The sequence below is a fragment of the Streptomyces sp. NPDC031340 genome (assembly GCF_055569945.1).
Genome location: NZ_JBVIIE010000002.1, coordinates 133,973 through 156,231 on the forward strand (window position 1 = coordinate 133,973; position 22,259 = coordinate 156,231).

A 22,259-nucleotide genomic window follows, 5' to 3' on the forward strand; every position below is an offset into this window, starting at 1 on the left:
TCTGACAGAGCGTGAGGCGCCCGCCGGTGTCCGGCACGGCGGCTCGGCACAATCCCGGGCCGGATTCAAGGGCGTGCCTCGCCTACTAGGCGAGGTAGTGCAAGCCCTCGTTGCCATGCCCTCACGCGGCTCTTAACAATGACGGCCCTGCAAGGCGTCCCCGCAGGTCAAGCGCAGTGTCTGCGCGAAACCGTGTCGGTCGGAGGCGCAAGGAGAGTCGACCGAACGAGGTCCGCATGAGGAACAACCGGAAGCACCGCAGGAAGACGCGCCGCCGTTCCATAGCCATCGCCGTCCTGGCGATGGGCGCGGTGGCGGTGCCGTCGGCCGCCATGGCGTGCATGGGCGACCAGGGAACCGCAGCCGCCACCGCCAGGTCCAGCCATCCCTGGACGGAGGGGAGGAAGGCGTCCTGGAGCGGACACTGGGGGCGAGACGTCCGGTCCGCGAAGCCCACGACGACGGCTTCGCCCTCGGCCTCGCCGACGGCCTCTCCCGGGACTGCGGCACCCGCTCCGGAGAAGCCCGAGGCGCCCGTCTCGAAGACACCCCCGCCCGCTCCGGCGAGGACCAACGCCACGTCGAAGCCGACCACCGCGCCCCCTGCGACGACAACCGCCGCACCGAAGCCGCCCGCGACCACGGCCCCCGCTGCCGGCACGGAGACTCCTGCGTCCGCCGCCGTCGCCCGCGTGGTTGCCCTGGTCAACAGCGAGCGTGCCAAGGTCGGTTGCTCCCCGGTTACCCTGAACGCGAAGCTCTCGCAGGCCGCCCAGGTCCACAGCGCGGACATGGCGAGCCACAACACCATGTCGCACACCGGTTCCGACGGCTCCGACCCGGGACAGCGGATCACGCGCGCGGGCTACACCTGGAGCACATACGGCGAGAACGTCGCCTACGGGTACTCCACGCCCGAGCAGGTCATGGCGGGATGGATGGCCAGCGCCGGACACAAGCGCAACATCCTGGACTGTGCCTTCAAGGAGATCGGTGTGGGGGTGGCACAGCCCGGCAACTACTGGACGCAGGACTTCGGCACGGCCCGCTGACGCTGACGGGGCCTGCCGGCCGTCATGGCGGTCGCAGGATGTCGCCGGGTCGGTCCAGGAGGCCGTTGCCCGGGCCGGACGCCTGACACGCGGTCTGCCAGGGCAGGCGCACCAGCTCGCCCACGGCCCATCGTGCGAACGGCTCGAGTTCGAGCCGCTCCAGGCCTCTTCCTACCACGGGGGAGTGTGCTCGCCCCGAGGCCGTCGAGGGGTGTGGCCGTCACGGCTGAGTCCGTGACCGTGAAGGCCACACCCGTTTCGGGGCCCGCGGCCCGGGGCCAGGTAGACGACCGTGCCGCTGGGCGCGTGGGCGTCGGCCGTGCTGTCGGAGGCCGGGCCGCACAGGTGCAGACCTCGGTCACCAGCAGTGCACGGGTGCGCTCCAGGCGGCTGACCGCACCGGCCGTGTCACCGGCCCGTCAGGCCGCCACGGGCACCTCGGCGGGCAGACCGCGTGAGGTCCGCAGCCAGGCTCCTTGGCCGCGCGCTGCCCCTGCTCGGCCATCAGCCTGTCCACCGCCCGCCCGTTGGTCAGGACCGCTCGGCGCTCAGCCGGGTCCGCCTGCGGTCGCATGCCGCCGCCGGCGGGCGCGGCGGCGGCGACCGTCAGCCGCTCCACGGCCTCGTCCCGACGGCGGGGGCGCTGAGCTCGAGCTCGCTGCGGTCAAGGCCGGGCAGGCCGGCCGAGGGCTCCTCGGACTGGGCCCGTCTCTCTCGTCGGCCGCCGGACGAAGGCGGGGCGCGTCCCGCCGTGCCGTGCGAGGCTGCCCGCAGGGGCGGTGACGTACGAGCCGGACACACGGGAGGCGATGTGGGCCCCGACAGCCGACAGACACCGCGACACGGGACGGAACAACACGGGCCGGTGCTGCGTCGCAGAGCCCTCCTGGAAGCGTGCGCGGGCGTCGGACTCCTCTCGGCCACCGTCGGTGCCTGCGACTCTCTCCATGCCACCCGCGACCGCCGGGCGGCGCCTTCGCACCGGCCCGAGACGGAGCTGGACCGTCCGGGGACACCCGACTGGCGTATCCGGTCACGTGGTCCCGCAACGGCCGTCGCGGGGTACGCCGAGCGGGTCAGTGTGCTGCCGGGCGAGGAGTGCGGTCTGTACGTGTCGACGACCGCCTCGTCCTTCCGTGTCTCGGCTTTCCGTATCGGCTGGTACGGCGGGGTCGGGGCCCGGCTCGTCTGGGCGTCCGAGCGCATACCGGGCCGCGTCCAGGCTCAGCCGCGCTTGGTGAACGACACCCGCACGGTCCGTGCGGACTGGCGGCGCACCCTGACCTTCGGCACGGGAGGCTGGCCGGAGGGGGCGTATCTGCTGCGGCTCGACACGGAGGACGGCCACCAGCGCTACGTCCCCCTGATCGTGCGCTCCGCGCAGGGCGCGGGCCGGACGGTGCTGATGCATGCGCCCGCCACCTGGCAGGCCTACAACCGATGGGGCGGTTACAGCCTCTACGCGGGCTCCTCCGGGGCGTACGGCGAACGGTCCCTCGCCGTGAGCTTCGACCGGCCCTACGACTCCGACGGCGCGGAGAAGTTCATGGTGTACGAGCGGGCGGCCGTGGTCCTCGCCGAACGGCTCGGCATCCCTCTCGCGTACACCACCGGGATCGACGTGCACCGCGACCCGAAGGTGCTGCACGGGGCGGCCGCCGTCGTCTGCCTCGGCCACGACGAGTACTGGACACCGGAACAGCGTCAGCACGTCGCCCGGGCCCGCGACGCCGGCACCAACGTGGCCTTCCTGGGCGCCAACAGCTGCTTTCGCCGGATCCGCCTGGAGCACGACGGCACACGGCCCGAACGTACGGTCGTCTGCTACAAGACGTCCTTCCCCTCCGACCCCTGCTACACCACCCACCCGTCCTTGGTGACGACGGACTTCCGCCGGTCACCCGCGTCCGATCCGGAGTCCTCGCTGACGGGCGTGCTCTACGAGGGCTACCCGACGGATGCGCCCTACGTCGTCCACGCGGCGGACCACTGGCTGTACGAGGGAACAGGCGTACGCCCCGGCGACGGCTTCGACCATCTGGTCGGTGTCGAGTACGACCGGGTCACGCCGGGCGCGCCCGCACCCGACCCCCTGGAGATAACGGCTCATTCCCCTCTCGTCTGCAAAGGACGCCGTAGCCACAGCGACTCGGCGTACTACACCACGCGAAGCGGCGCGGGCGTCTTCGCGACCGGCACCATGCGGTGGGTGGAGGCACTGATGGCCGCGACCCCCGACGGGGGCCGCGACCACGGTATGGACGCCCGTACCCGCGCCTTCGTCACCCGCACGACGGAGAACCTCCTGCGCGCCTTCGCGCAGGGTCCCGCCGCCCGCCACCGGCCCGCGCCGCGTCCGAACGTGACGGAGGTGTACAAGGGCATGGCCTGAAGAAAGCTGCTGCAAGACCTTGTCGAGCGGAAAGAGGGGCCGCCGTCCTGGTGCTTGCAGAAACGCTCATGCAGCGGAGATCTCCGCAGCCGGGAAGCCGCCACTGGGCGCGACCGATGCCGCGGTGTGCATCAGTCGGCGTGGCGTCGAGGGCTACCGCGCGCCGGCACGCCGGACATTACCGAGCGCCGTGAGCCTTCCGGCGCACCACAGGGGGTACACCGTGAAACAGGTTGCTCGTGGCCGCCGCGACGGCACCCGTCATGGCCGCCGACGTGGCCGCCGACAACGTGACGGCTGCGGTGAACAAGTGCGCGCAGAAGAACACCTACCGCAGCGCGAAGAGTGCTTGCGGATCATGCTTCCCATCTCGTGGCTCGGTGATGTGATATGCGCATCCTGGACGAGATCTGTGCCCAACTCGCCATGAGGTTAGCGGTGTTGTTCCAGCATCTGGATGAGCGGCAGCCTCGCGCAGCGACGGCTGCTGATGGCCGCAGAGGCCGTGTCCTGGGACACGGCGGTGTTCGGGCCGTCGCGCGGGCGGCCTCGGTGAGTGAGACCACGGTCCGCGAGGGCGTGTCCGAGTTGGAAGCCGGCGAGGAGCCCCTGGGGCGGGTACGGCGGCCGGGCGGAGGCCGCAAGAGGGTCGCAGATCTCGATCCGGGGCTGCGGCCGGCCCTCCTGGCGCTGGTCGAGCCGGACGACCGGGGCGATCCGATGTCGCCGCTGCGGTGGAGGGTGAAGTCGACCCGCACCCTGGCGCGGGAGCTTGCCCGGGCGGGGCACAAAGTCAGCGCGGACACCGTCGCGGACCTGCTGCGAGAGGAAGGCTTCAGTCTGCAGGCCAACGCGAAGACCATCGAGGGAAGCCGGCATCCCGACCGGGACGCCCAGTTCCGCTGTCTCAACGAACAGGCTCGTGATCACCGGAATGCCGGCCAGCCGGTGATCAGCGTGGACACCAAGAAGAAGGAACTCGCGGCGAGTTCAAGAACCACGGCCGCCAGTGGCGTCCTGCAGCTGATGCGGTGCCGGTGAACGTCCATGACCATCCGGTGGATGCGGTCCGGGCCCGCATGCCCGGCTTCCTCCGCCGGCGTCCGGCTGTTCTTCCGCCTTCTTGGAAGACGGTCCGTGAGCCTTTGAGTGCTTCTGCCATTGCCTGTGAGCGTGGGTGGAATCCGCCGGTCCACGAGCGGGGACTGGGTGGGTGAACCCACGCAGTCAAGGAGCAAGCCAAGGCGCTGGCCAATCTGACCGAGCCGGCGCCACCGGCCCCGCGCCTGCCGCCGCTCGAGCTCACCCTGCCCGGCGGTGACCGGCTCGTCCTCCCGTTCACGTCCCACTTCAGAGCGAGCCGGTCGACTGCTCCACGAGCAGCACGCTCGAGCTCGACATGTCCATCATGTTCGACGTCGATGACGCACTGCGCGCGTACGCGGAGACGGGCGGCCCCGAACCCGAGGCGGACGGGCGCATCCAGGTTGGGTACGTCTACGCGACGATCCGGTTCGAGTCCTTCCTGCACCCTGGTTACGCGTCGGTGGAGTGCTGGGCGGCGACGTCGGGGATGAGCCGCTTGTTCGCGCGGTCGACCAACATCAGGAAGGTGTTCACCGACCTCGCCGCCGCCAGCGGCGGAGTGTGCTGCCTGTTCGACACCGGCGACGGCGGTCCCGAGCAAGTGTGCTGGCTCAACGGCGAGACCACCCGGGAGATGGTCCCCGGTCCCCGCTTTCCGGATCGGCGAGCACTTGTGGCGAGTTGGTCCGACCCCGAGAGGTGAGTACCGGTGCCCCTTGGCCAGGCGCAACCCCGGACGGATCATCCGGGTGCGGTCTTCAGGGGGAGCCCGTGAAGCTGCCGGTGTCGGCTTCGGTGAGGATGCCGATTTTGACCAGGCGTTTCAGCTTGGCTCGGGTGCCTTCGTCCGCGGAGTCGTCACCGGCGGCCCAGCCTGCGCGGGCGCCGTCGGCAGGGCAGCGGGCCAACGGGTGCGGCCTCTTCGGTACCCGGTCTCGGCCGGGTACCGAAGAAGCCGTCGTAGGCCGTCGTGCGGGGCCGGAACCGGCGCTCAGTCGATGTCGGTGGTGGCGAGACGGGCGTAGACGTCCGGTCGGGAGCGGCGCATCCGGGCGGCGAGGACGACGCCGGTGAGGAAGACGACCGGGGTGAGTGCGGCCAGTGTCCAGTTGACGGCCGGGCCGGCGCCCGTGAACAGGTTGAGGCGAGTGCAGACCAGTGCGGTGGCCGCGGCGAGCAGGACGGCGGCGGCGCCGGGGGCGGCGAGGGTGCGTAGCCGTCCCTCGCCGCGCAGCGCGGGGTTGCGGCGGAAGTAGGCGACGACGGAGCAGGCGGCGAGCAGTTGCAGGGCGAGGATGCCGATCACGCCAGGGGTGTTGACCCACAGCATGAACTGGTTGTACGGCTGGGCGCCGATCACGGCGAACACCGTCACGGTCCCGGCGGCCAGGATGCTTTGGGCCATGCCGGCGATCCACGGGGAACCGTGCCGGGGGTGGATGCGGGCCAGGGAGGCGGGCAGGGCGTGTTCCGTGGCGAGGGCGTATCCGTAGCGGGTGATGGCGTTGTGGAACGCGAGCAGGGAGGCCAGCAGGCTGGTGATGATGAGGATGCGCTGGAGGTCGGTGGCCCAGGCGCCCACGTAGTGCGTCATGGCCGTGAAGAACATCTCGGCGGGGTTCTTGGCTGCTGCGCCGACCGCGCCGTCGTTGCCGAACGCCTGCACGATGACCCAGACGACGAACGTGTAGAAGAGGCCGAGGAAGCCGACGGCGAGGTAGGTGGCGCCCGGAGGTGCGTGCTTCCCCGGCCCGTAAAGGGGGCTCCAAGACGGGACGAAGCCCCATTGACCGGGGCGGGACGGGCAGCAAGCACCATCTGATCACCGACGCCACCGGCATCCCGCTCGCCGCCACCCTGACCGGTGGCGACCGCAACGGCGTCACCCAGATGATCCCCTCCTCCAGGCCGTACCGCCGGTACGGGGCAAGCGTGGCCGGCCCGGCGCCGCCCGGACGTGGTGCTGGCCGACCGAGGCTACGACCACGACAAGTACCGCCGACTGGTCCGGGACCTCGGCGTGAAACCGCTGATCGCCCGCCGCGGCACCGAGCACGGCTCCGGCCTCGGCACCCGACGCTGGGTCGTGGAGCGCGCGTTCGCCCACCTGCACTGGTTCCGCCGCCTGCGGATCCGCTGGGAGATCCGCGACGACATCCACGAAGCCTTCCTCACCCTCGCCTGTGCGCTCATCTGCTGGCGGCGCCTGCGGGTATTGAAATGAGGGCTGAAAAGAGAGTTGAGTCCTACGTCATGAGCCGATACGTCAAGGCGTTCCACGCCATCGAGATCGGTGACGGCGGCGACGGGCGATGGGCCGAGCACGTCCGGCCGGCAATGGCAAGCGCGGAGAACTGGCTGACCGAGGAGGGCCAGAGACCCGAGGGCGCAGCCCGCGCCCGGCGACTCTTCGAGGACCACATGCCCGAACTGGTCCCGGCACTCGACCAGCTCGCCGGCCAATTGGCCTCACCTCGGGCCAGAACGCTTCTCACCATGGCGCGGTGCGGCCGTTCTACTCCGGCTGCACCCAGATCGGCCGCAGGGGCACTCTGCTCAGAAACTACGACTTCGCTCCCGAACGCTGTGAAGGCATCATCGTCTCCTCCCACTTCCTCCGCCCTGTGATCGGTATGCAGGAAGGCGGGTGGGGTCTGCTGGACAGCATGAACAACGCCGGCCTCGCGGTGTCGCTCATCTTCGGCGGGCGGTTCGTCCAGGGGCGAGGATTCGCCCTTCCCATTGTCCTGCGCCATCTGCTGGAGACCTGCCGGACCGTCGATGAGACGATGGGCAGGTCGGCGCTCCGGCCGGTCGGCCGCGTTCCCGAACCTGTGGGCGAGACAGTCACACCCAGGAGTGGACGGACTGCACCCGGCACCCACGACCACGCGACACTTCGACAACAGGGCCTCTTGCTCCTCGCTGGACTCGACAACCGCGAGCTACCAAGAGGCCCTTCTTTCATGCCTGCACGTCGACCAACTCACCCGATCCAGGACCCCGTTCGAATCAGGCCGAGCACGCGAACAGATAGCGAACGGCCAGTTGGACCGAGGCTGTTCGCTGACGCCCTGGTGCACGGGGGCGCTGCCCGCGGCGCCGCCGCTCGAGAAGGTGTCCCTCCCGTTCGACTGACGGAAGCTGGCCCGCGGCCGCGGGCCGTGCCGTCAGGCGGTCTGCCGCCGCCAGGCCAGGCGGGCCGTGCGGGCCTGGCCGGTGCCCTCCTCGAAGCGGGCGGTCAAGTGGAGTTCCCCGTCGACGAGTCGCGCCGTGCGCACCTGCACGGCGCCGACCCAGTTCGGGAACAGGCTGACCTCGATGTGGTGCCGCACTTGGCCTTCGGCCAGCTCGTACCTCCCCCCGTACGCCAGGCAGGTGTCGTAGGCGCGGGCGCGCTCCTCGACGTCGGCGTCCCACTGTCCGCCGGTGACGAACGACGGGCGGTCGGCCGCGGTGATGAGAACGGTGACCCGTCCGTCCGGGGTGTAGGTGAGGCAGCCGGTCGGGTCCTCGCCCATGGGGTGGACCCGTCGGCCGTCGTCGTACTCCTGCGACCAGGTGACGAGGCGCCAGGTGCCTTCGACGTCGGTCTGCTTCATCGGGACGCTCCGTTCGTGGGGAGGAAATCGGTGACGAGGTCGCAGAACTCGTCGAGGTGCTCGATCTGGACCCAGTGCCCGCACTCGGGGACGACCTCGAGACGCGCGGACGGGAGCAGCTCGACCAGTCGCCGCGAGGCGGCCAGGGGGATCACCCGGTCGTCGCGGCCGTGGACGATCAGCACGTCGCAGGAGATCTCACCGAGCGACCGGTCGTCGAGGGCCAGGGCGTCGACCCAGCGCTGCCGGGGCGCCGGGAACAGGGCCGCGTAGCGCTCCTGGACGGTGGGGCGGCGGCTGGCCTCGAAGCGGGAGCGGATGAGGTCCTGCGTCACGAACGACGTGTCGTAGGCGAACACGTCCATCAGCGCCTCCATCGCCTCCGGCGACGGCTCGTAGCCCCACACCTTCTCCAGGCCCTCGGTGATGGGGAAGGCGGTGCCGACCGGGCCCATCAGCACCAGCCGGTCGACCCGCTCGGGGAAGCGGTGCGCGAAGTGCAGCGCCATCGCGCCGCCGAAGGAGTTGCCGATGATCGAGCAGCGGCCGACGCCCAGCGCGTCGAGGACGCCGGTGAGCTGTCGCAGCCAGAGGTCGATGTCGAACCTGGTCTGCGGCGCCTCGGTGTACCCGAAGCCGACCATGTCGGGGGCGATGAGACGCAGCCGCGGGCTCAGCCGGGGGATGACGCCGCGCCAGTTGGCCCACGCGCTGACGCCGGGGCCGGAGCCGTGGATGAGCAGGACCGGCTGCCCGGTGCCGGTGTCGTGCAGGTTCACTCGCAGCTCGCCCAGGTTCAGCGTGGTTCCGAGCTCGGGGATGTCGTTCGTCATGGGATGTTTCCTGAGGAAGTCGGGGATCGGACGGGGTGGCGCGACGTCGCTCAACTCGCGTCCGACACGTCGTAGTTGTCGCCGTGCACGTGCACGGGGGCCCGGCAGCCCAGGGCGGCGGCCTGTTCGCGCATGCGCCGCGCCTGCTCCCTCTTGTCCTCGGGGAGCCAGTGGCGCTCATGGCCCCACAGGCTGGGGCCGATGGTCAACTCCTCCGGCACCCAGCCGGTCGGCTCGATCAGCCGCCCGCCCCAGCCGCACTCGATGAGCACGCCGGCGGGGGTGTTCGCGTAGAAGGAGAACATGTGGTCGTTGGAGTGGCGGCCCAGCGTGACGTTCACCCCGTCGGCGAGCTGCGAGGCGAGGTCGTAGGACTGGCCGACGTCGTCGATGCCCTGCATCTCGACCATGAGGTGGTGGATGCCGGGAGCGCCCGTCTCGATGATCGCCAGGCTGTGGTGCCGGGGGTTGAGGTGGAAGAAGTACGCCTTGAAGGGCTCGTGGCAGTAGTCGCTCAGCCGGAAGCCGAGCAGGTCCCGGTAGAACCGCACCATCGGCTCGGCGTCCGCCGTGGTCAGCACGGCGTGCCCGAGCCCGAGCGGGCCGGTCCGGAAGCCCGAGATCGCCCGCCCGGGGACGAACGGCTCGGTGGCGGTCGCGGCGCCGTGGAACACCTCGACGCGGTTGCCGACCGGGTCGAGGAACACGATGCCGTCGGTCACGAACCGCTGCGACCGCTCGGACGCCGACATGGGGGCGTATCGCACGCCCGCCGCGTCGAGCCGGTCCGCCAGCTCGTCGAGGGCGGCCGCGGAGCCGGTCTCCCAGCCGAAGTACCCCGGCCCGCCCGAGCCGTCGATCACCAGCCGCTGGCGGTGATCGTCCATCCGGAACGAGGTGGTCTTCCGGGAGCTGTCCGCGACCTGCATGCCCAGCACGCGGGAGGCCAGATGGGTCCACTCGTCGAGGCCGGTGGAGGTGAGCCCGACGTAGCCCAGCGACTGCAGCACCATGGTGACTCCTTTCCTGCGCCGCGCGCCCCGCACCTGGTGGAGGCAGGGCGCGGCGGTCGTTGTCGGGGCGGCCGCCACGGTGGCGGCCGCCGGTGGCGCCGCCCTGCCCACGAGTGGCCGGTGGGCAGGGCGGCGGAGCGGCGCGGGGGTCAGGCGGGCCGTTCGAGGCCGGACGGGCTCGCGGCCGCGACGAAGTGGTCGGGTCGCACGGCCACCGCCGTCGCCTCGTACTCGCGCATCCAGGCGAGCAGCGTCCCGTCGAGATCGATGATGTCGTCGGGACCCTCGCTGCGCTGGTCGACCTGGCGCACCGCCACATAGCGGGCGCCGATGGCGTCCCAGGCGGCCTTCGCCTCCCGGCTCAGCAGGGTCGCCGGGTCGACGCCGTCGCCGAGCAGGACGAAGCCGTTGCCCAGCAGTTCGTCCAGCGGTCGCAGCAGGCCGTGGATGTCGGACGCGACCGGCTGGGGGATCATCTTGCCGACGGCGCTGTCCGGGGCCGGCGGGCCGGTGAGCCAGCCGCCCTCGATGAACGGCGGCCACAGCAGCGGAGGCAGCTCCTGCTCCTCGTCGGGCTTCGGCGCCAGGGCGGCTTGCTCCTCCTCGCTCAGCTGCTGGGTGATGATCCGGCCGAGGTGCACCGAGACGTCCGTGTAGAAGCCGACGTTCGGCTGCCGCTCGGCCTGGTAGGTGTCGAGCAGGCTGTCGGGCAGGCGCCCGGCGAGCACCTCGCGCAGCTTCCAGGCGATGTTGAACGCGTCCCGGATGCCCGACTGCATGCCCGAGCCGGCCCACGGGGGCATCAGGTGCGCGGCGTCACCGACCAGGAAGACGCGTCCCACCCGCCAGCGGTCGGCCATGCGCACATGGTGGCTGTAGAAGGCGCACTGGTGGATGTCGACGTCGTCGCGGGTGATGCCCATCCGCTCCAGCAGCGGCCAGACCTGCTCGTCGGTCGCGTAGTCGGCGTCCGTCTCGCCGGGCTCCAGGGGGATCTCCCAGCGGTGGTTGCCGCGGCCGAGGGCGATGTCGACGACGGGGTGCTTCCGGTCCGACCAGAAGGTGAGCAGGTTCCGGTCGGGCCACCAGCGCTTGACCCGGGCGTCGATGACGATCCACCGGATGTCGACGGTGTCGCCCCGCATCTCGACGCCGAGCCGGGTCCGGGTCCGGCTGGAGCCGCCGTCGCAGGCGAGCACGTACTTGAAGCGCGCCGTGCTCTGCTCACCGGTCGCCAGGTCGCGCGAGGTGAGGGTGACGCCGTCCTCGTCCTGGACGATGTCGCCGACCTCGACTCCGTAGTGGACCGTGATCAGTTCCGGGAACCGGTCGAGACCGGCGCGCAGCTCCTTTTCGAACAGCGGCTGGTAGATCTGATACGCGTTCAGATAACCGAACGGTGTCGGCGGCAGCTCCATCCGCATGATCTCGACGCCGTCATACGTTTTCCAGCGCAGCGCGCGGGTGGGGTCGAGGTGCTTGCCGACGGCCTCCGCCAGGCCGACGGACTGGAAGTGACGCATCGTCCAGGCGTTGACCGTGACGGCGCGTGCCCGCGGGTAGATGTCCTTGTCGATCTCGTAGGCGACGGCCGAGATGCCGTACGCGCCGAGCGCGTTCGCGGCGGAGACGCCGCTGGGTCCGAAGCCGATGATCGCGACATCGGCGTCGTAGGTGTTCGCACTGCTCATTTCTCGCGCACCTCCTTGTCTCTGGGGTTGTCTCTGGGCCGGAGCGTCAGCAGGCGAAATGCTGCTGGAACAATCCATCCAAAATTTGCGGCTCTGTGCACCAGAGAGGTTGACAGCGCCGAAACGCTACTGGAACGATCCATCCAATTCAACGGTTCGCTTCGAAGAGCCGCGACGAGATCCCGAGCGGATCTTCCACTCCCACAAACCTCTCCGATCCGGGCAGCGAACCGCCTGAGCAAAGGATGTCCATGTCCAACGAGTCGATCGGCCGCTACCTGGACGTCGACGGCGTGCGGGTGCACCTCCACGACGTCGGCCGAGGGCCCGCGGTCCTGCTGCTGCACGGGGCGGGGGCCGGCGCCACCGGTATGAGCAACTTCGCCCGGAACATCGGGCCCCTGGCCGAGCACTTCCGGGTGATCGCGCCCGACATGCCGGGGTGGGGGCGAAGCGACTCCATCACCAAGGCGCCGGACCCCGTCGCCACCGTCACCGGGATGCTCGACGCCCTCGGCATCGAGAAGGCCGCCCTCGTCGGCAACTCGATGGGCGGGATGAACTCCATCCGCACCGCGCTCGCGCACCCCGAGCGGGTGAGCCACCTGATCACCATGGGGGCGCCGGTCCCGGGGACCAACCTGTACTCGGCGGGCAACGGCCCCTCCGAGGGGCTGAAGATCCTCAACGCCGGCTACCACGACCCCAGCCCGGCGACCCTCAAGCGGCTGGTCGAGATCATGTGCTTCGACCCGTCCTTCGCGACCGACGAGCTCGCCGAGATCCGGTCGGCCGCCGCCCTGGAGCGTCCCGAGCACCTGACGGAGTTCATCGCCAACCAGGGGCCGCCGTTCATCCGTCCCTACCTGACCACGGCCCCCGGCGAACTCGCCCGGATCACCGCCCCGCTGCTGGCCATACACGGCCGCGACGACCGGGTCGTCGGCTTCGAGAACAGCCTCCGACTGGTCTCGCACGTGGCCAGGGCCCAGCTGCTGCTGTGGAACCAGTGCGGTCACTGGGCCCAGATCGAGTACGCCGACCGGTTCAACAAGGTCGTCACCGACTTCGTCCTCGACAACTGACGACCCGACCCGACCCCACGAGAAGGAAACAACTGTGAGCAACACCGTGAGCGCTCTGTCCTACGCGGTCTTCCGCGGACCGATCGGCGCCTGGATCATCTACGCCACCGAGGTGCTCGGCCTGGAGCACGTGGCGACCGAAGGGGACACCGCCTACTTCCGTATGGACGAGGCGAGTTACCGCATCGCCGTGCAGGAGGGCGAGCCCGGCCCCGGCTGCATGCTCGCCATGGGCCTGACCACGCACACGGAGGGCGACCTGCTCGCCCTGGCCGAGCGGGTCGCGGCCGCCGGCGTCGCCGTCGCCGAGGACCCCGCCCTCGCCCACCGGCGCCACGCCAAGCGGCTCTTCGTCACCCAGGACCCCGACGGCAACACCATCGAGCTGGTCTACGGCCGGGTCGGCGACCACTCCCGGTTCGTCTCCCCGACCGGCGTGCGGTTCGTGGCCGGCGACATGGGCCTGGGCCACCTGTTCCTGTCCTCCCCGAACCCCGCCGCCACCGCCGCCTTCTACCAGGACGTCCTCGGCTTCGAACTCACGGACACCATCGCCTCCCCGGGCCCCGACACCCACTTCCTGCACTGCAACGAGCGCCACCACACCATCGCCGCGGGGTGGATCCCGGAGGCGGGCGTCGGCATCGGCCACCTCATGCTGGAGGTGAGCGAGCTGGAGGACGTCGGCCGGGCGCTGGACGCCGTACGGGCCGGGACCGCACCGCTCGCCATGGAGATCGGGGAGCACTCCAACGACCACATGGTGTCGTTCTACTCGGTCACCCCATCCGGGTTCCTGGTCGAGTACGGCTGCAACGGCCGGGTCGTCGGCGACGACTGGACCGTGGGCCACTACACCGCGATCAGCAACTGGGGCCACTGGATGGCCGACGGTTCCCCCGCTCCGGGCGTGCCGGTCTGGAAGGCGATGTCGTGACGCGTATCTGTGTGGTGGGAGGCGGCATCGGTGGTGCCGCCACGGCCCTCGCCCTGACCCGGGAGGGCTTCGACGTCACCGTCGTGGAGCAGGCCCCGGCGATCAGCGAGGTCGGAGCCGGCCTCCAGGTCTCGGCCAACGGCACCCGGGCGCTGCGGTACCTCGGAGTGCTCGACGACTTCCACTCCCGTGCGGTGCGTGCGAAGTCCTACCGGATCATGCAGTTCGAGTCCGGCGAGTTGGTGCACGAGCACCCGCTGATGGAGCACTTCGGCGACCAGGCCTACGAGGCCCACCGGGCCGACCTGCTCGACGTCCTGCTGCGGGCCCTGCCCGACGGGATCATGCGGACCGGCAGCAAGGTGGCCTCGGTCGAGCAGACCGAGGCCGGCGCGACGGTGGTCCTGGAGTCGGGCGAGCGCCTCGACGCCGACCTCGTCATCGGCGCGGACGGCGTCCACTCGGCGGTCCGGCGGACGCTGTTCGGCGTGGACGACCCGATCTTCGCCAACATGGTCGTCTGGCGTTCGCTGATCCCCGCCGACCGCCTGCACCACCTGGACCTCCAGCAGCGCTTCCACGGCTGGCGGGGCCTGAACCGCATCGCCGTCGGCTACTGGGCGCGTCCCGACGAACTGTTCAACTTCGCGGCGTTCGTGCCCGCCGACGAGCTGCGCCGCGAGTCCTGGTCGCAGCGCGGCGAGCACGAGGACCTCGAGAAGGCGATGGCCGGCTGCGAGCCCATGCTCGCGAGCCTGGTCGAGGCCAGCACCGAGAACTTCATCACCGCGATGTACTACCGGCGGCCGCTGCCCACCTGGACCGACCGCCGGATCACGCTGCTGGGCGACTCGGCGCACCCGATGCTCCCTTACATGGCGCAGGGCGCCGTGCAGGCCGTCGAGGACGCCGTCGTCCTCGGGCGCAGCCTCGGCGCGGCCCGCTCGGCCGGCACCGACCTGCGGGAGGCACTGCTGCACTATGAGGCGGTGCGCCGCCCCAGGACCGCGAAGGTCCAGGCGAGCGTCCTCGCGCTGCGTGAGTTCTGGTTCGCCCACGAGCCGCTCAAGCGGCTGGGCGGCATGCGCCGCATGCAGGCCCAGGACGTGATCGACCCCTTCGCGGAGAGCCAGTGGGGCTGGGTCTACCGGTACGACCCCGTCCTCGAGGCGGCGCTGCCGCCGGCCGCCAACCCGGCCATGCCCGGCACGCGCGCGCCGTCGGAACCGGTGTGGCCCAAGACCCTGGGCGAGCAGCGCTGGGCCGACGTGTTCACCTTCGACGACCTCGCCGAGGGGCACGAGGGCCTGCGCAAGGGGATCGAGCGCCACTTCGCCTCCGACGTGCGGGCGCGCGCCCGCGAGCTGGGCGGTGTGCCCTGCCTGGAGGTCGGCGGGCCGGACTCGTCCGGCACCGTGGTGCTCGTCCACGGCGGCGGGTACGTGGCCGGGTCGGCGGCGGCGTCGCTCGGGCCGGCCGACGCCATCGCCACGGCCTCCGGGGCGTCGGTGGTCTCGGTGGACTTCCGGCTGCCGCCGGAGCACCCGGCGCCGGCCGCGGCCGAGGACGTCGCCGCGGTCCTGCGGGCGCTGGCCGCGGAAGGAGTCCCCGCCGGCCGCGTCCACGTGGTCGGCGAGTCCTCCGGAGCGGCCATCGCCCTGGCCGCGGTGATGGCCCTGCGCGACGCCGGGGAGGACCTGCCGGCGTCGGTCACCGCGGTCTCCCCGTTCGCGGACATGACCCTGTCCGGGGAGTCCATGGCCGTCAACGGCTTCGCGGACGTCTTCCTCAACCGCGACCGGCTGCTGGACATGGCGACGAGCAACTACCAGCTGCTCGACCCCACCGACCCGCGGGTGTCCCCGGTGTTCGGCGACTTCGCGGGACTGCCGCCGCTGCTGGTGCTGGCCGCCCGGCACGAGGCCCTCGCCAGTGACGCGGTCCGGATCGTCCGCAACGCGACCGAGGCCGGAACGCCCGCCCGGCTGGTGCTGGCGGACACCGCGACGCACTCGTTCCCGCTCTTCGCGGGCGAGGCGGCGGCCCGGCCGGCCATCGACCTGATCGGCTGGTTCGTCCGGACCGCCGGCCGGGCCGACGGCCGGCAGGTGGGAACCGAGGCCCAGGAGCTGATCCGCAAGATCATCTGACCGAGCCCCCGTCGGTCACGAGGCCGGGCCGCCCGTAGGATGCTTGCCGTGACAAAGGCACCCCGGGCACAACGGCCTCGTGGCCGACGGACCCAAGAAGCAGTGCTCGACGCCGCGGAGCGCCTGTTCGCCGCGCAGGGCTACGCGGCCACCAGCATGGCCGAGATCATCGAGACCTCGGGTGTCGCCTCGAGTTCCATCTACTACCACTTCGACTCCAAGTCCGGGGTGTTCGTGGCGGTGCTGCGGCGAGGGGCGACGGAGTTCCTCGAAGCGGCCCGCGCCGCCCGCGCCAAGGACCCCTCGCTGAGCCCCAAGTCGCGCCTCCAGGTGGTCGTCGCCGAGAGCGCGAAGGCGATGGTCGAGTACCCGCGGTTCCTGCGGCTGTACTACGGCTCGATCAACGGGATCGAAGGCGACGACGCGGCACGGGGCGCCATGTTCGACCTGCGCCGGGCCGGGGTCGAGGCCCTCACCGCCAACCTCGAGGAGGCCTTCGAGGCGTGGGGGAGCGACAGGGCCCGGGCCGCGGCGGTCCGGGTGGCGGCCGTCGCGCTCCCGCTCTTCGACGGGGTGTTCCTCGCCCACCACGCCGGAGAGGTCCCGGACCTGGACCACTTCGCGGCCGAGGCGGCCCAGGCCCTCTACGCGCTCGCGGAGTCCACGCCCGAGGCGTGACCGGGTCAGCGACCCGCGCACCGTCACCGTGTCACTTCGAACCGCCCCCGGATCGGGTTCTTCCCGGGGGCGGTTCGAGGCGTTCGGCGGGGTGCGACCCGTGCGGGTCGTGCCCGGAGCCCTCGATGCTCAAGAGCCGGAAGTCGCTTCCTCGGCCGGGCCGGGATCTTGACGCGCACCTCTCGCTTCGACGAGTGATGGAGCATACCTTGTCAGGTGTGAGCCTCCGGGATGCGGGATCAACAACGCCGCGGGCTCACCGGCTCCCGGCCCGCTGCAGAACACCGACCCGGCGACCGTGCGCAGGCAGTTCGAGATCAACATAGCTGCTCGGCGGCTGCGACCAGCGGCACCGGGACGTGTGCGTCCTTCGCGATGCCGGTGACGATGCCCATGTCCTTGACGAAGATGTCGAGCCGCGACTTGACCTCGGGATCGGGCCCCTCGCCGTACGTCTGGACCATGCGCGGCCCGCGGTCGGCGAACATGAAGGATCCGGCTGCGCCGTGCTGGAGGCTCTCGACGACGGCTGCCGGGTCGAGCCCGAGGCCGCGGGCGAGCGCGATCGCCTCGGCAGCGGCCGCGATGTGCACACCGGCCAGCATTTGGTTGACGGCCTTCATGGCCTGGCCGTCACCGGGACGCGGACCGACGACCGTGAGCATCGAGGCCAGCAGGTCCAACACCGGCCGGGCCGTCTTCAAGGCCACGTCTTCGGCGCCGACGACGATCAGCAGATCACCGTTGCCGGCCCGCTGGGGGCCACCGCTGACCGGGGCGTCCACGGTCAGCACACCGCGCTCGGCGAGCCGCAGGGCGGTGCTGCGTGCCGCCCGGGGCCCACGGTGCTGGTGAGGACCACGACCGCGCCGGGACGCAGGGCTTCGGCGGCGCCGTTCTCACCGAACAGCGCGCCCTCGATCTGCGCCTGGTCGCGCACGGCGAGCACGACGACGTCGGCGTCGCGGGCGGCCTCGGCCGGGGACACGGCGTCGCGGCAGCCCTCGGCCGCCAGGGCGGCCCGCGGTCGGCGGCGATGTCGTAGACGGAGAGGGGCACTTCGGCGGCCAGGTGGCGCGCCATGGGAAGTCCCATGGCGCCCAGACCGATGACGGCCGTGCGGGGACGGGGACGGGCGGACATTCTTCCTCCTGGGGAGAAGAGGAGAGGAGCGGGTTGAACACCGGGGTGGGAACGGCCCGGTGGGGGAGAGGGCAGGGCGCGCGGACGCGGTTCGTGCGAGGGGATGGCGCACGGCCGGCGGCTCTCGGGGCGGATCGCGCGGGTGAGGCGATGCCGTGGGGAGCCGTACGACGGTCTGCTGCCGTACGGCCGGGGACTGCGGCTTGTTGTCAGCAGAACGGGGACGAGGTCATGCGCCGCTTTCCTCGGCGGCGGGGCTCAGACGGCCGATGACCTCCAGGACGGCGTCCCGGACCGCGTCTCGGCCCGCCGCCCACAGGGAGACGGTGTCGGAGCCGGGCAGTGCGGACGGGAGCGCGGCACGGACGGCCTGCAGGTAGGCGCGGCGCGGTTCGGCGTTGACGTTGACCTTGGCGACGCCGCGTGCGAGGGCGCCGTGCAGTTCCTCGACAGGCAGACCGCTGGCACCGTGCAGGACGAGCGGAACCGGTACGGCCTCGTGGACCGCGGCCAGCCGCCCCAGATCGAGGCGGACCGGGTCCTTGGTGAAGCCGTGGACATTGCCGACGGCCACGGCGAGCGCGTCCACGCCCGTCGCGGCCACGAACTCGGCCGCCTGCTGCGGATCGGTCATGGCCACGGCCTGCGCGACGGCGTAGGTGGAGACGTCCTCGTCGCCCGGCAGGGCACCGAGTCCGGCCTCCACCCAGGCACCGTGGTCACGAGCCCGCCGGACCGCCTCCTTCGTCAGCGCGACCTTCTCGGCGAACGGCAGGTGGGAGCCGTCGACCATGACGGAGGTGTAGCCCGCCTCCAGGCAGACGGTGATCTCGTCCAGGTCCCGGCTGTGGTCGAGGTGCACACCGAGGCGGGCGGCGGAGTCCCCGGCGGCGTGCACTGCCAGCCGCATCAGGGCCTCGCGCCCGGCGTGTTTGAAGGGACTGGAGCCGGCCTGGATCAGGACGTGCCGTCCGGCGGCCTCGGCGGCGGCCGTGATGCCCTGGACGGTCTCCAGGTTGTAGGCGACGAACCCGGGCAGGGCGTGACCGGCGGCCGCGGCCTGCTTCAGGGTGTCGGTTCCGTGCAGCAGCATCACGCTGCCACCAACGAGCCGGCGCGACACCTCTCATCCGGGCCGATCCTGCTGCTTCAGGGCACCAAGGACCTCTCCGTCATGCCGCCGGCGACCAACCGGCTCGACTACGAGTTGTGCGAACTCGGCGACAGGGTGCACTACCGCACGTACCCAGGCGCCGCTCACGACGCCCTCCTCGCTCGGGCCTACTCCGACGTCAGACGGTGGATGCGGGCACGGCTGGCCGGACGACAGGCCCCGGACGACTGCCAACCAGCCCCCACGACCGCGAACCAGGCACTGGCCGCCACCGGCACTTTTCCCGCCCTGCCATGGATCAGCCAAAGCCTCGGCGCCCTGGTCCTCGGCGCCACGACCATGACGCTGCTGCGTCGCCGAACCGCCCGCCGCTGACCCGACCGGAGTCAATGGGCGCTCTGCGAAGTAGATTGGTATTACGGCTTCTTGGCCATGATCCTCCGTTTTGAGGGAATCTCGGCCACAAAAAAGGCCGTCAAGTGTCGCGGAGAAGGGGGCGTGTTGTGAGCGCCTATCTGTGTCCTCCTGCTGTGGTGCACGGTGAACACGTCGTAGAGACCCGCCAGATCCTGACGGAGGTACGGAGTCGACACCCGCAGGCGCCATGGCTGCCGCGGATCGACGGCATGGCTGCGAGCACCGGGATCGCATCCCGCGGGTGGATGCAGCCGCTGGCGGCAGCCGTCGCGCCCAGCAGCGGGAGCGGCTTGCGAACTCCCGCCGCTGGCCCGGCCCGTGAAGCTCTGGCCCACGAGGGGTTCAACGACCGGGAGGTGGACCGGGTGATCGCCGCACTGGAGGCGATACCGGCACCGCAGACCATCGAGGAGCGCACCGCGTCGGCTTGGGCGGCGGTGCAGCGGTACGGGGAGCGTGCGGCCCGCGGCGCCCTTGAGACGGCCGGGCTGGAGGCCGCCGACGTCGACTGCCTGATCACCAGTCACTCGACCACCCCGGCGCTGCCGGGGCTGGACCTGTCTTTGTTCGAACAACTCCCGCTGCGCACGGACGTGCTGCTGCTGCCGGCCGCCCAGTGGGCGTGCATCGCCGGGACCCGGTCGCTCGCACTGGCGGCCGATCTGATCGCCGCGGACCCCGACCGGGTGGTGCTGGTCGTGATATCGGAGGCGCTGAGCACCACCTACCAGCCCACCGACGACACGCTGGAATCCCTCATCGTCCGGCTGCTGTTCGCGGACACCGCGGTCGCCGCGGTGGTCACCGGCCGCCCGAGGAGCGAGTCGATCCTGCGGCTGGACGCGACCTGGCACCACACCCTGCCCGGGACCGCAGACCTGCACCGGCTCGACACCCGGGCCGACGGCGTGCACTTCGTGATGGACCGCCGCGGGCCGCGCGCCGTGCAGCAGACGGTCACCGCGATGTGGCAGTGGCTGCGCGCGCGCCACCAGGACGACGAGCCCCCTTGGCATCCCGACCTGCTGATCGCCCATCCCGGCGGAACCCGGGTGCTGGAGTACATGGAGCAGACGATGCCCGAGGGCTGGCCGGCGCGGCTCCTGACATACAGTCGGGCCGGCTACGCCACCGGCAACCGCGGCGGCGCAGCTGTGTTCGACATCCTGCGGCGTGCGTACGACGACGGCCAGAAGAGCGGCAGCCGTACGGTGCTGTACGCGGCCGCACCCGGGCTGACGGCCACGGCCGTGGAGGGGGAGTGGCTCTGACTTCCGCGGCGCGAGACGGGGCTCGGAACCGGGTTGGGGCGAACCGCTGAAGTATGGATCATGGCTGCGTGATGAAGCGGACGAAGAACGAACCTACGGTCGAGCAGCCAGACCCTGAGGCGGAGTTGTCCCCGTACCAGCAGGCGATGCGGCAAAGGCTCCTCGCGGCCCCGGTGGTACCGGCACCTGAGCCCTGGCAGCGCATCGCCTCTGCGCCCGGCGGCGGACTTTCTCGGGATCGGCTACGCTTCGCGGCTCGTGTTGACGCCGCGGCCGCGAACGGCGCAGCCGACACTCATTGCGTGCGCATGTGCCCGTACTGGACAGCCAGGACCACCAGCCCGCCCGGCCTGCGTGAACCTCTGGACGAGCACAGCCCCTGCCGACGCGCTCAGATCAGTGCCCGGTGCACGTCCGGGTAACAGCGCAGCCGCACCCCGGGCCCGCCGACACCCGTGCCGTGCGTCCCACCAACGCCTTCGCCTCGGCCCAGCCCACTGCCCCGCACACGGACCCTCTTGACGAACGCGGACCACTGCGCCGATGACCAACACCGGCACGAGTCACCTGTCCGGGCACTCCGAGGCCGCTGACATCGTCCTGACCACCGATCGCGTGGACCGCCTCGCCGATGCCGTGGCCATCGCCAACGCGCCCGGCGCACGCCGTGCAGAGCGCGCTGGGTGGCATGGCTGCGGCCGCCGTCGGCCTGCTCCCGCCCGCCGCGGCACCCTGCTTCAGGAGTGCATCGGCATCCTGGTCATCCAGCCGTGATCATTCCCGGTCGGCAGGACCCACGGCTCATCCGGAGTCCGGAGACTCGGCAGGTGCGATGGCCATGCTGCACCAGGCCCTCGTACCGGATGTACTTGGGTCTGTGCCCGGCGCGGCGAGAGTGCGTGCCGGGCGTCGCGGGGCAGGCAGGACTTTCGCAACAGGACCTACGGCGTGCACAGCGTCGGCCTGCTCGCCGCGCTTGCGCCGGCGACCGTCCAGCGCCTGTTCAGCGGCCTGTTCGGACGCACGGCCGCTGACCGCGCCCGCGGCATCGACCCCTGCCCGGTCGTCGTCAAGGCCTGTTGATCCGGTCCGCTGCGAACTGTCCGCCCTGCGGCACGCTGCCGTTGCGGGGGTAGGCGAGATGGGCGGCGAAGTTGAAACCGTTGGCGCACACCGGGTCGCCTGTGTTGCAGAACTCCTTGGCCTTCGGTCCGTAGAGGCTGCTCGCGCTGTTGATGGTCTGGCGCTGCAGACGCAACGGGTTGCCGTAGACGACGACGGCCTTGATCCGGGGTGCCAGGGCGGTGGGGATGGTCCGGCCCCTGCCCAGGCTCGTGGGGATGCCCAGGGCGATGTCGGTGACGCTGGCGCCCTGCGAGTACCCGCCGAGCACGAAGACGGTGTCGGCGCAGTTGGCGGCGACGGACGTGACGTGGTCCGTCATGGCCGTCGCGCCCGGTCCGGCGCTGCTCTGCGAGGCGTTGGCGGCGTAGTCGACCGCGTGGGAGCCGACCGTCTTCCCGGGAAGCCTGCGCTTGATGTCGTCGACCAACGGCGCCCCTACGATGCCCAGGCCGGGGCGTTCGCCGGTCCCCCGGGCGAAGACCACGTCGACATCCGGGCAGGGGGCCGCGGAGGCGTCGGACGGCAGTACCAGAGCGGCGGCGCCGGCGGTCACGGCGGCGCCGGCGATCGACGTACGGCGCCAGAATGCGGAGATGGGCATGCGGTACCTCTTCCACGTGCGTCGGTTCGGGTGCCCCGCGTCCGCCGGCCGGGAGCCGACAGGAAGGAC

General features: G+C 71.2%; 19 protein-coding genes and 5 pseudogenes. 14 read left to right on the top strand and 10 right to left on the bottom strand.

Annotation, left to right across the window (positions count from 1 at the left end):
- Positions 1 to 236: 236 nt before the first annotated feature.
- From ACZ5GT_RS02060 to ACZ5GT_RS02075, 4 genes and pseudogenes are all read left to right on the top strand, one after another.
- Complete coding sequence (locus ACZ5GT_RS02060; protein ID WP_469012836.1) at positions 237 to 1,052, top strand: CAP domain-containing protein; 816 nt, start codon at positions 237 to 239, stop codon at positions 1,050 to 1,052.
- A gap of 1,111 nt (positions 1,053 to 2,163) precedes the next feature.
- Positions 2,164 to 3,444: a N,N-dimethylformamidase beta subunit family domain-containing protein gene (locus tag ACZ5GT_RS02065; protein WP_469012838.1), complete on the top strand. Its 1,281-nt coding sequence runs from the start codon at positions 2,164 to 2,166 to the stop codon at positions 3,442 to 3,444.
- Positions 3,445 to 3,834: 390 nt separating this feature from the next.
- A pseudogene (locus ACZ5GT_RS02070) lies at positions 3,835 to 4,496 on the top strand (ISAzo13 family transposase); the annotation flags it as partial.
- Positions 4,497 to 4,843: 347 nt separating this feature from the next.
- Positions 4,844 to 5,233 carry a hypothetical protein gene (locus ACZ5GT_RS02075; protein WP_469012841.1) on the top strand — a complete coding sequence of 130 codons (390 nt, stop codon included), beginning with the start codon at positions 4,844 to 4,846 and terminating at the stop codon, positions 5,231 to 5,233.
- A gap of 55 nt (positions 5,234 to 5,288) precedes the next feature.
- Here the strand turns inward: ACZ5GT_RS02075 and ACZ5GT_RS02080 are convergent, their stop codons facing one another.
- Positions 5,289 to 5,438, bottom strand: a complete 150-nt coding sequence (locus tag ACZ5GT_RS02080; RefSeq protein ID WP_469012844.1) for a hypothetical protein — start codon at positions 5,436 to 5,438, stop codon at positions 5,289 to 5,291.
- A gap of 83 nt (positions 5,439 to 5,521) precedes the next feature.
- Positions 5,522 to 6,250 (bottom strand): annotated as a pseudogene (locus ACZ5GT_RS02085) (APC family permease); the annotation flags it as partial.
- 41 nt (positions 6,251 to 6,291) lie between these two features.
- On the opposite strand from ACZ5GT_RS02085, the pseudogene ACZ5GT_RS02090 reads away from it, so the two are divergent.
- Positions 6,292 to 6,754: pseudogene (locus ACZ5GT_RS02090) on the top strand (IS5 family transposase); the annotation flags it as partial.
- 88 nt (positions 6,755 to 6,842) lie between these two features.
- Positions 6,843 to 7,259 (top strand): annotated as a pseudogene (locus tag ACZ5GT_RS02095) (hypothetical protein); the annotation flags it as partial.
- Between the two features lie 441 nt (positions 7,260 to 7,700).
- Here the strand turns inward: ACZ5GT_RS02095 and ACZ5GT_RS02100 are convergent.
- The 4 genes from ACZ5GT_RS02100 to ACZ5GT_RS02115 form a co-directional block, all read right to left on the bottom strand.
- Entirely contained in the window at positions 7,701 to 8,132 is a 432-nt protein-coding gene (locus tag ACZ5GT_RS02100; RefSeq protein ID WP_469012847.1) for a lipocalin-like domain-containing protein, read from the bottom strand.
- A complete protein-coding gene (locus ACZ5GT_RS02105) occupies positions 8,129 to 8,965 on the bottom strand; it encodes an alpha/beta fold hydrolase (protein ID WP_469012852.1) in 837 nt (278 codons plus the stop codon). Before ACZ5GT_RS02105 ends, ACZ5GT_RS02100 begins: the two co-directional genes overlap by 4 nt.
- A gap of 50 nt (positions 8,966 to 9,015) precedes the next feature.
- Positions 9,016 to 9,978, bottom strand: coding sequence for a VOC family protein (locus tag ACZ5GT_RS02110; RefSeq protein WP_469012855.1), 963 nt, complete (start codon positions 9,976 to 9,978; stop codon positions 9,016 to 9,018).
- 149 nt (positions 9,979 to 10,127) lie between these two features.
- A complete protein-coding gene (locus tag ACZ5GT_RS02115; protein WP_469012858.1) occupies positions 10,128 to 11,669 on the bottom strand; it encodes a bifunctional 3-(3-hydroxy-phenyl)propionate/3-hydroxycinnamic acid hydroxylase in 1,542 nt (513 codons plus the stop codon).
- A gap of 251 nt (positions 11,670 to 11,920) precedes the next feature.
- Between ACZ5GT_RS02115 and ACZ5GT_RS02120 the strand changes: the two genes are divergently transcribed.
- The 4 genes from ACZ5GT_RS02120 to ACZ5GT_RS02135 all read left to right on the top strand — a co-directional run bounded on the left by ACZ5GT_RS02120 (position 11,921) and on the right by ACZ5GT_RS02135 (position 16,519).
- Complete coding sequence (locus tag ACZ5GT_RS02120) at positions 11,921 to 12,754, top strand: alpha/beta fold hydrolase (RefSeq protein ID WP_469012861.1); 834 nt, start codon at positions 11,921 to 11,923, stop codon at positions 12,752 to 12,754.
- A gap of 34 nt (positions 12,755 to 12,788) precedes the next feature.
- Positions 12,789 to 13,691: a VOC family protein gene (locus tag ACZ5GT_RS02125; RefSeq protein WP_469012864.1), complete on the top strand. Its 903-nt coding sequence runs from the start codon at positions 12,789 to 12,791 to the stop codon at positions 13,689 to 13,691.
- Positions 13,688 to 15,841 (top strand): FAD-dependent oxidoreductase, encoded by a 2,154-nt coding sequence (locus ACZ5GT_RS02130; RefSeq protein ID WP_469012868.1) that lies wholly within the window; start codon positions 13,688 to 13,690, stop codon positions 15,839 to 15,841. Before ACZ5GT_RS02125 ends, ACZ5GT_RS02130 begins: the two co-directional genes overlap by 4 nt.
- 102 nt (positions 15,842 to 15,943) lie before the next feature.
- Positions 15,944 to 16,519 carry a TetR/AcrR family transcriptional regulator gene (locus tag ACZ5GT_RS02135; RefSeq protein WP_469012871.1) on the top strand — a complete coding sequence of 192 codons (576 nt, stop codon included), beginning with the start codon at positions 15,944 to 15,946 and terminating at the stop codon, positions 16,517 to 16,519.
- A gap of 317 nt (positions 16,520 to 16,836) precedes the next feature.
- Here ACZ5GT_RS02135 and ACZ5GT_RS02140 read toward each other — a convergent pair whose 3' ends face one another.
- The 3 genes and pseudogenes from ACZ5GT_RS02140 to ACZ5GT_RS02150 form a co-directional block, all read right to left on the bottom strand.
- Positions 16,837 to 17,184: an NAD-binding protein gene (locus ACZ5GT_RS02140; protein WP_469013140.1), complete on the bottom strand. Its 348-nt coding sequence runs from the start codon at positions 17,182 to 17,184 to the stop codon at positions 16,837 to 16,839.
- A 42-nt stretch (positions 17,185 to 17,226) separates the two neighbouring features.
- Positions 17,227 to 17,774: pseudogene (locus ACZ5GT_RS02145) on the bottom strand (NAD(P)-binding domain-containing protein); the annotation flags it as partial.
- Positions 17,775 to 17,891: 117 nt separating this feature from the next.
- The gene (locus ACZ5GT_RS02150) at positions 17,892 to 18,755 is read right to left on the bottom strand and encodes a class II fructose-bisphosphate aldolase (RefSeq protein WP_469012875.1); all 864 of its coding nucleotides are present in this window, start codon (positions 18,753 to 18,755) and stop codon (positions 17,892 to 17,894) included.
- On the opposite strand from ACZ5GT_RS02150, the gene ACZ5GT_RS02155 reads away from it, so the two are divergent.
- From ACZ5GT_RS02155 to ACZ5GT_RS02170, 4 genes are all read left to right on the top strand, one after another.
- Positions 18,744 to 19,151, top strand: coding sequence for a hypothetical protein (locus ACZ5GT_RS02155; protein ID WP_469012879.1), 408 nt, complete (start codon positions 18,744 to 18,746; stop codon positions 19,149 to 19,151). The genes ACZ5GT_RS02150 and ACZ5GT_RS02155 overlap by 12 nt on opposite strands.
- Before the next feature lie 128 nt (positions 19,152 to 19,279).
- Positions 19,280 to 20,464: a beta-ketoacyl-[acyl-carrier-protein] synthase family protein gene (locus ACZ5GT_RS02160; protein ID WP_469012881.1), complete on the top strand. Its 1,185-nt coding sequence runs from the start codon at positions 19,280 to 19,282 to the stop codon at positions 20,462 to 20,464.
- Positions 20,465 to 21,007: 543 nt separating this feature from the next.
- Positions 21,008 to 21,238, top strand: a complete 231-nt coding sequence (locus tag ACZ5GT_RS02165; RefSeq protein ID WP_469012884.1) for a hypothetical protein — start codon at positions 21,008 to 21,010, stop codon at positions 21,236 to 21,238.
- Between the two features lie 174 nt (positions 21,239 to 21,412).
- The gene (locus ACZ5GT_RS02170; protein WP_469012886.1) at positions 21,413 to 21,547 is read left to right on the top strand and encodes a hypothetical protein; all 135 of its coding nucleotides are present in this window, start codon (positions 21,413 to 21,415) and stop codon (positions 21,545 to 21,547) included.
- Here ACZ5GT_RS02170 and ACZ5GT_RS02175 read toward each other — a convergent pair.
- On the bottom strand, positions 21,534 to 22,190 hold the full coding sequence (locus ACZ5GT_RS02175) for a cutinase family protein (RefSeq protein ID WP_469012889.1): 657 nt from the start codon (positions 22,188 to 22,190) through the stop codon (positions 21,534 to 21,536). The genes ACZ5GT_RS02170 and ACZ5GT_RS02175 overlap by 14 nt on opposite strands.
- Positions 22,191 to 22,259 lie beyond the last annotated feature (69 nt).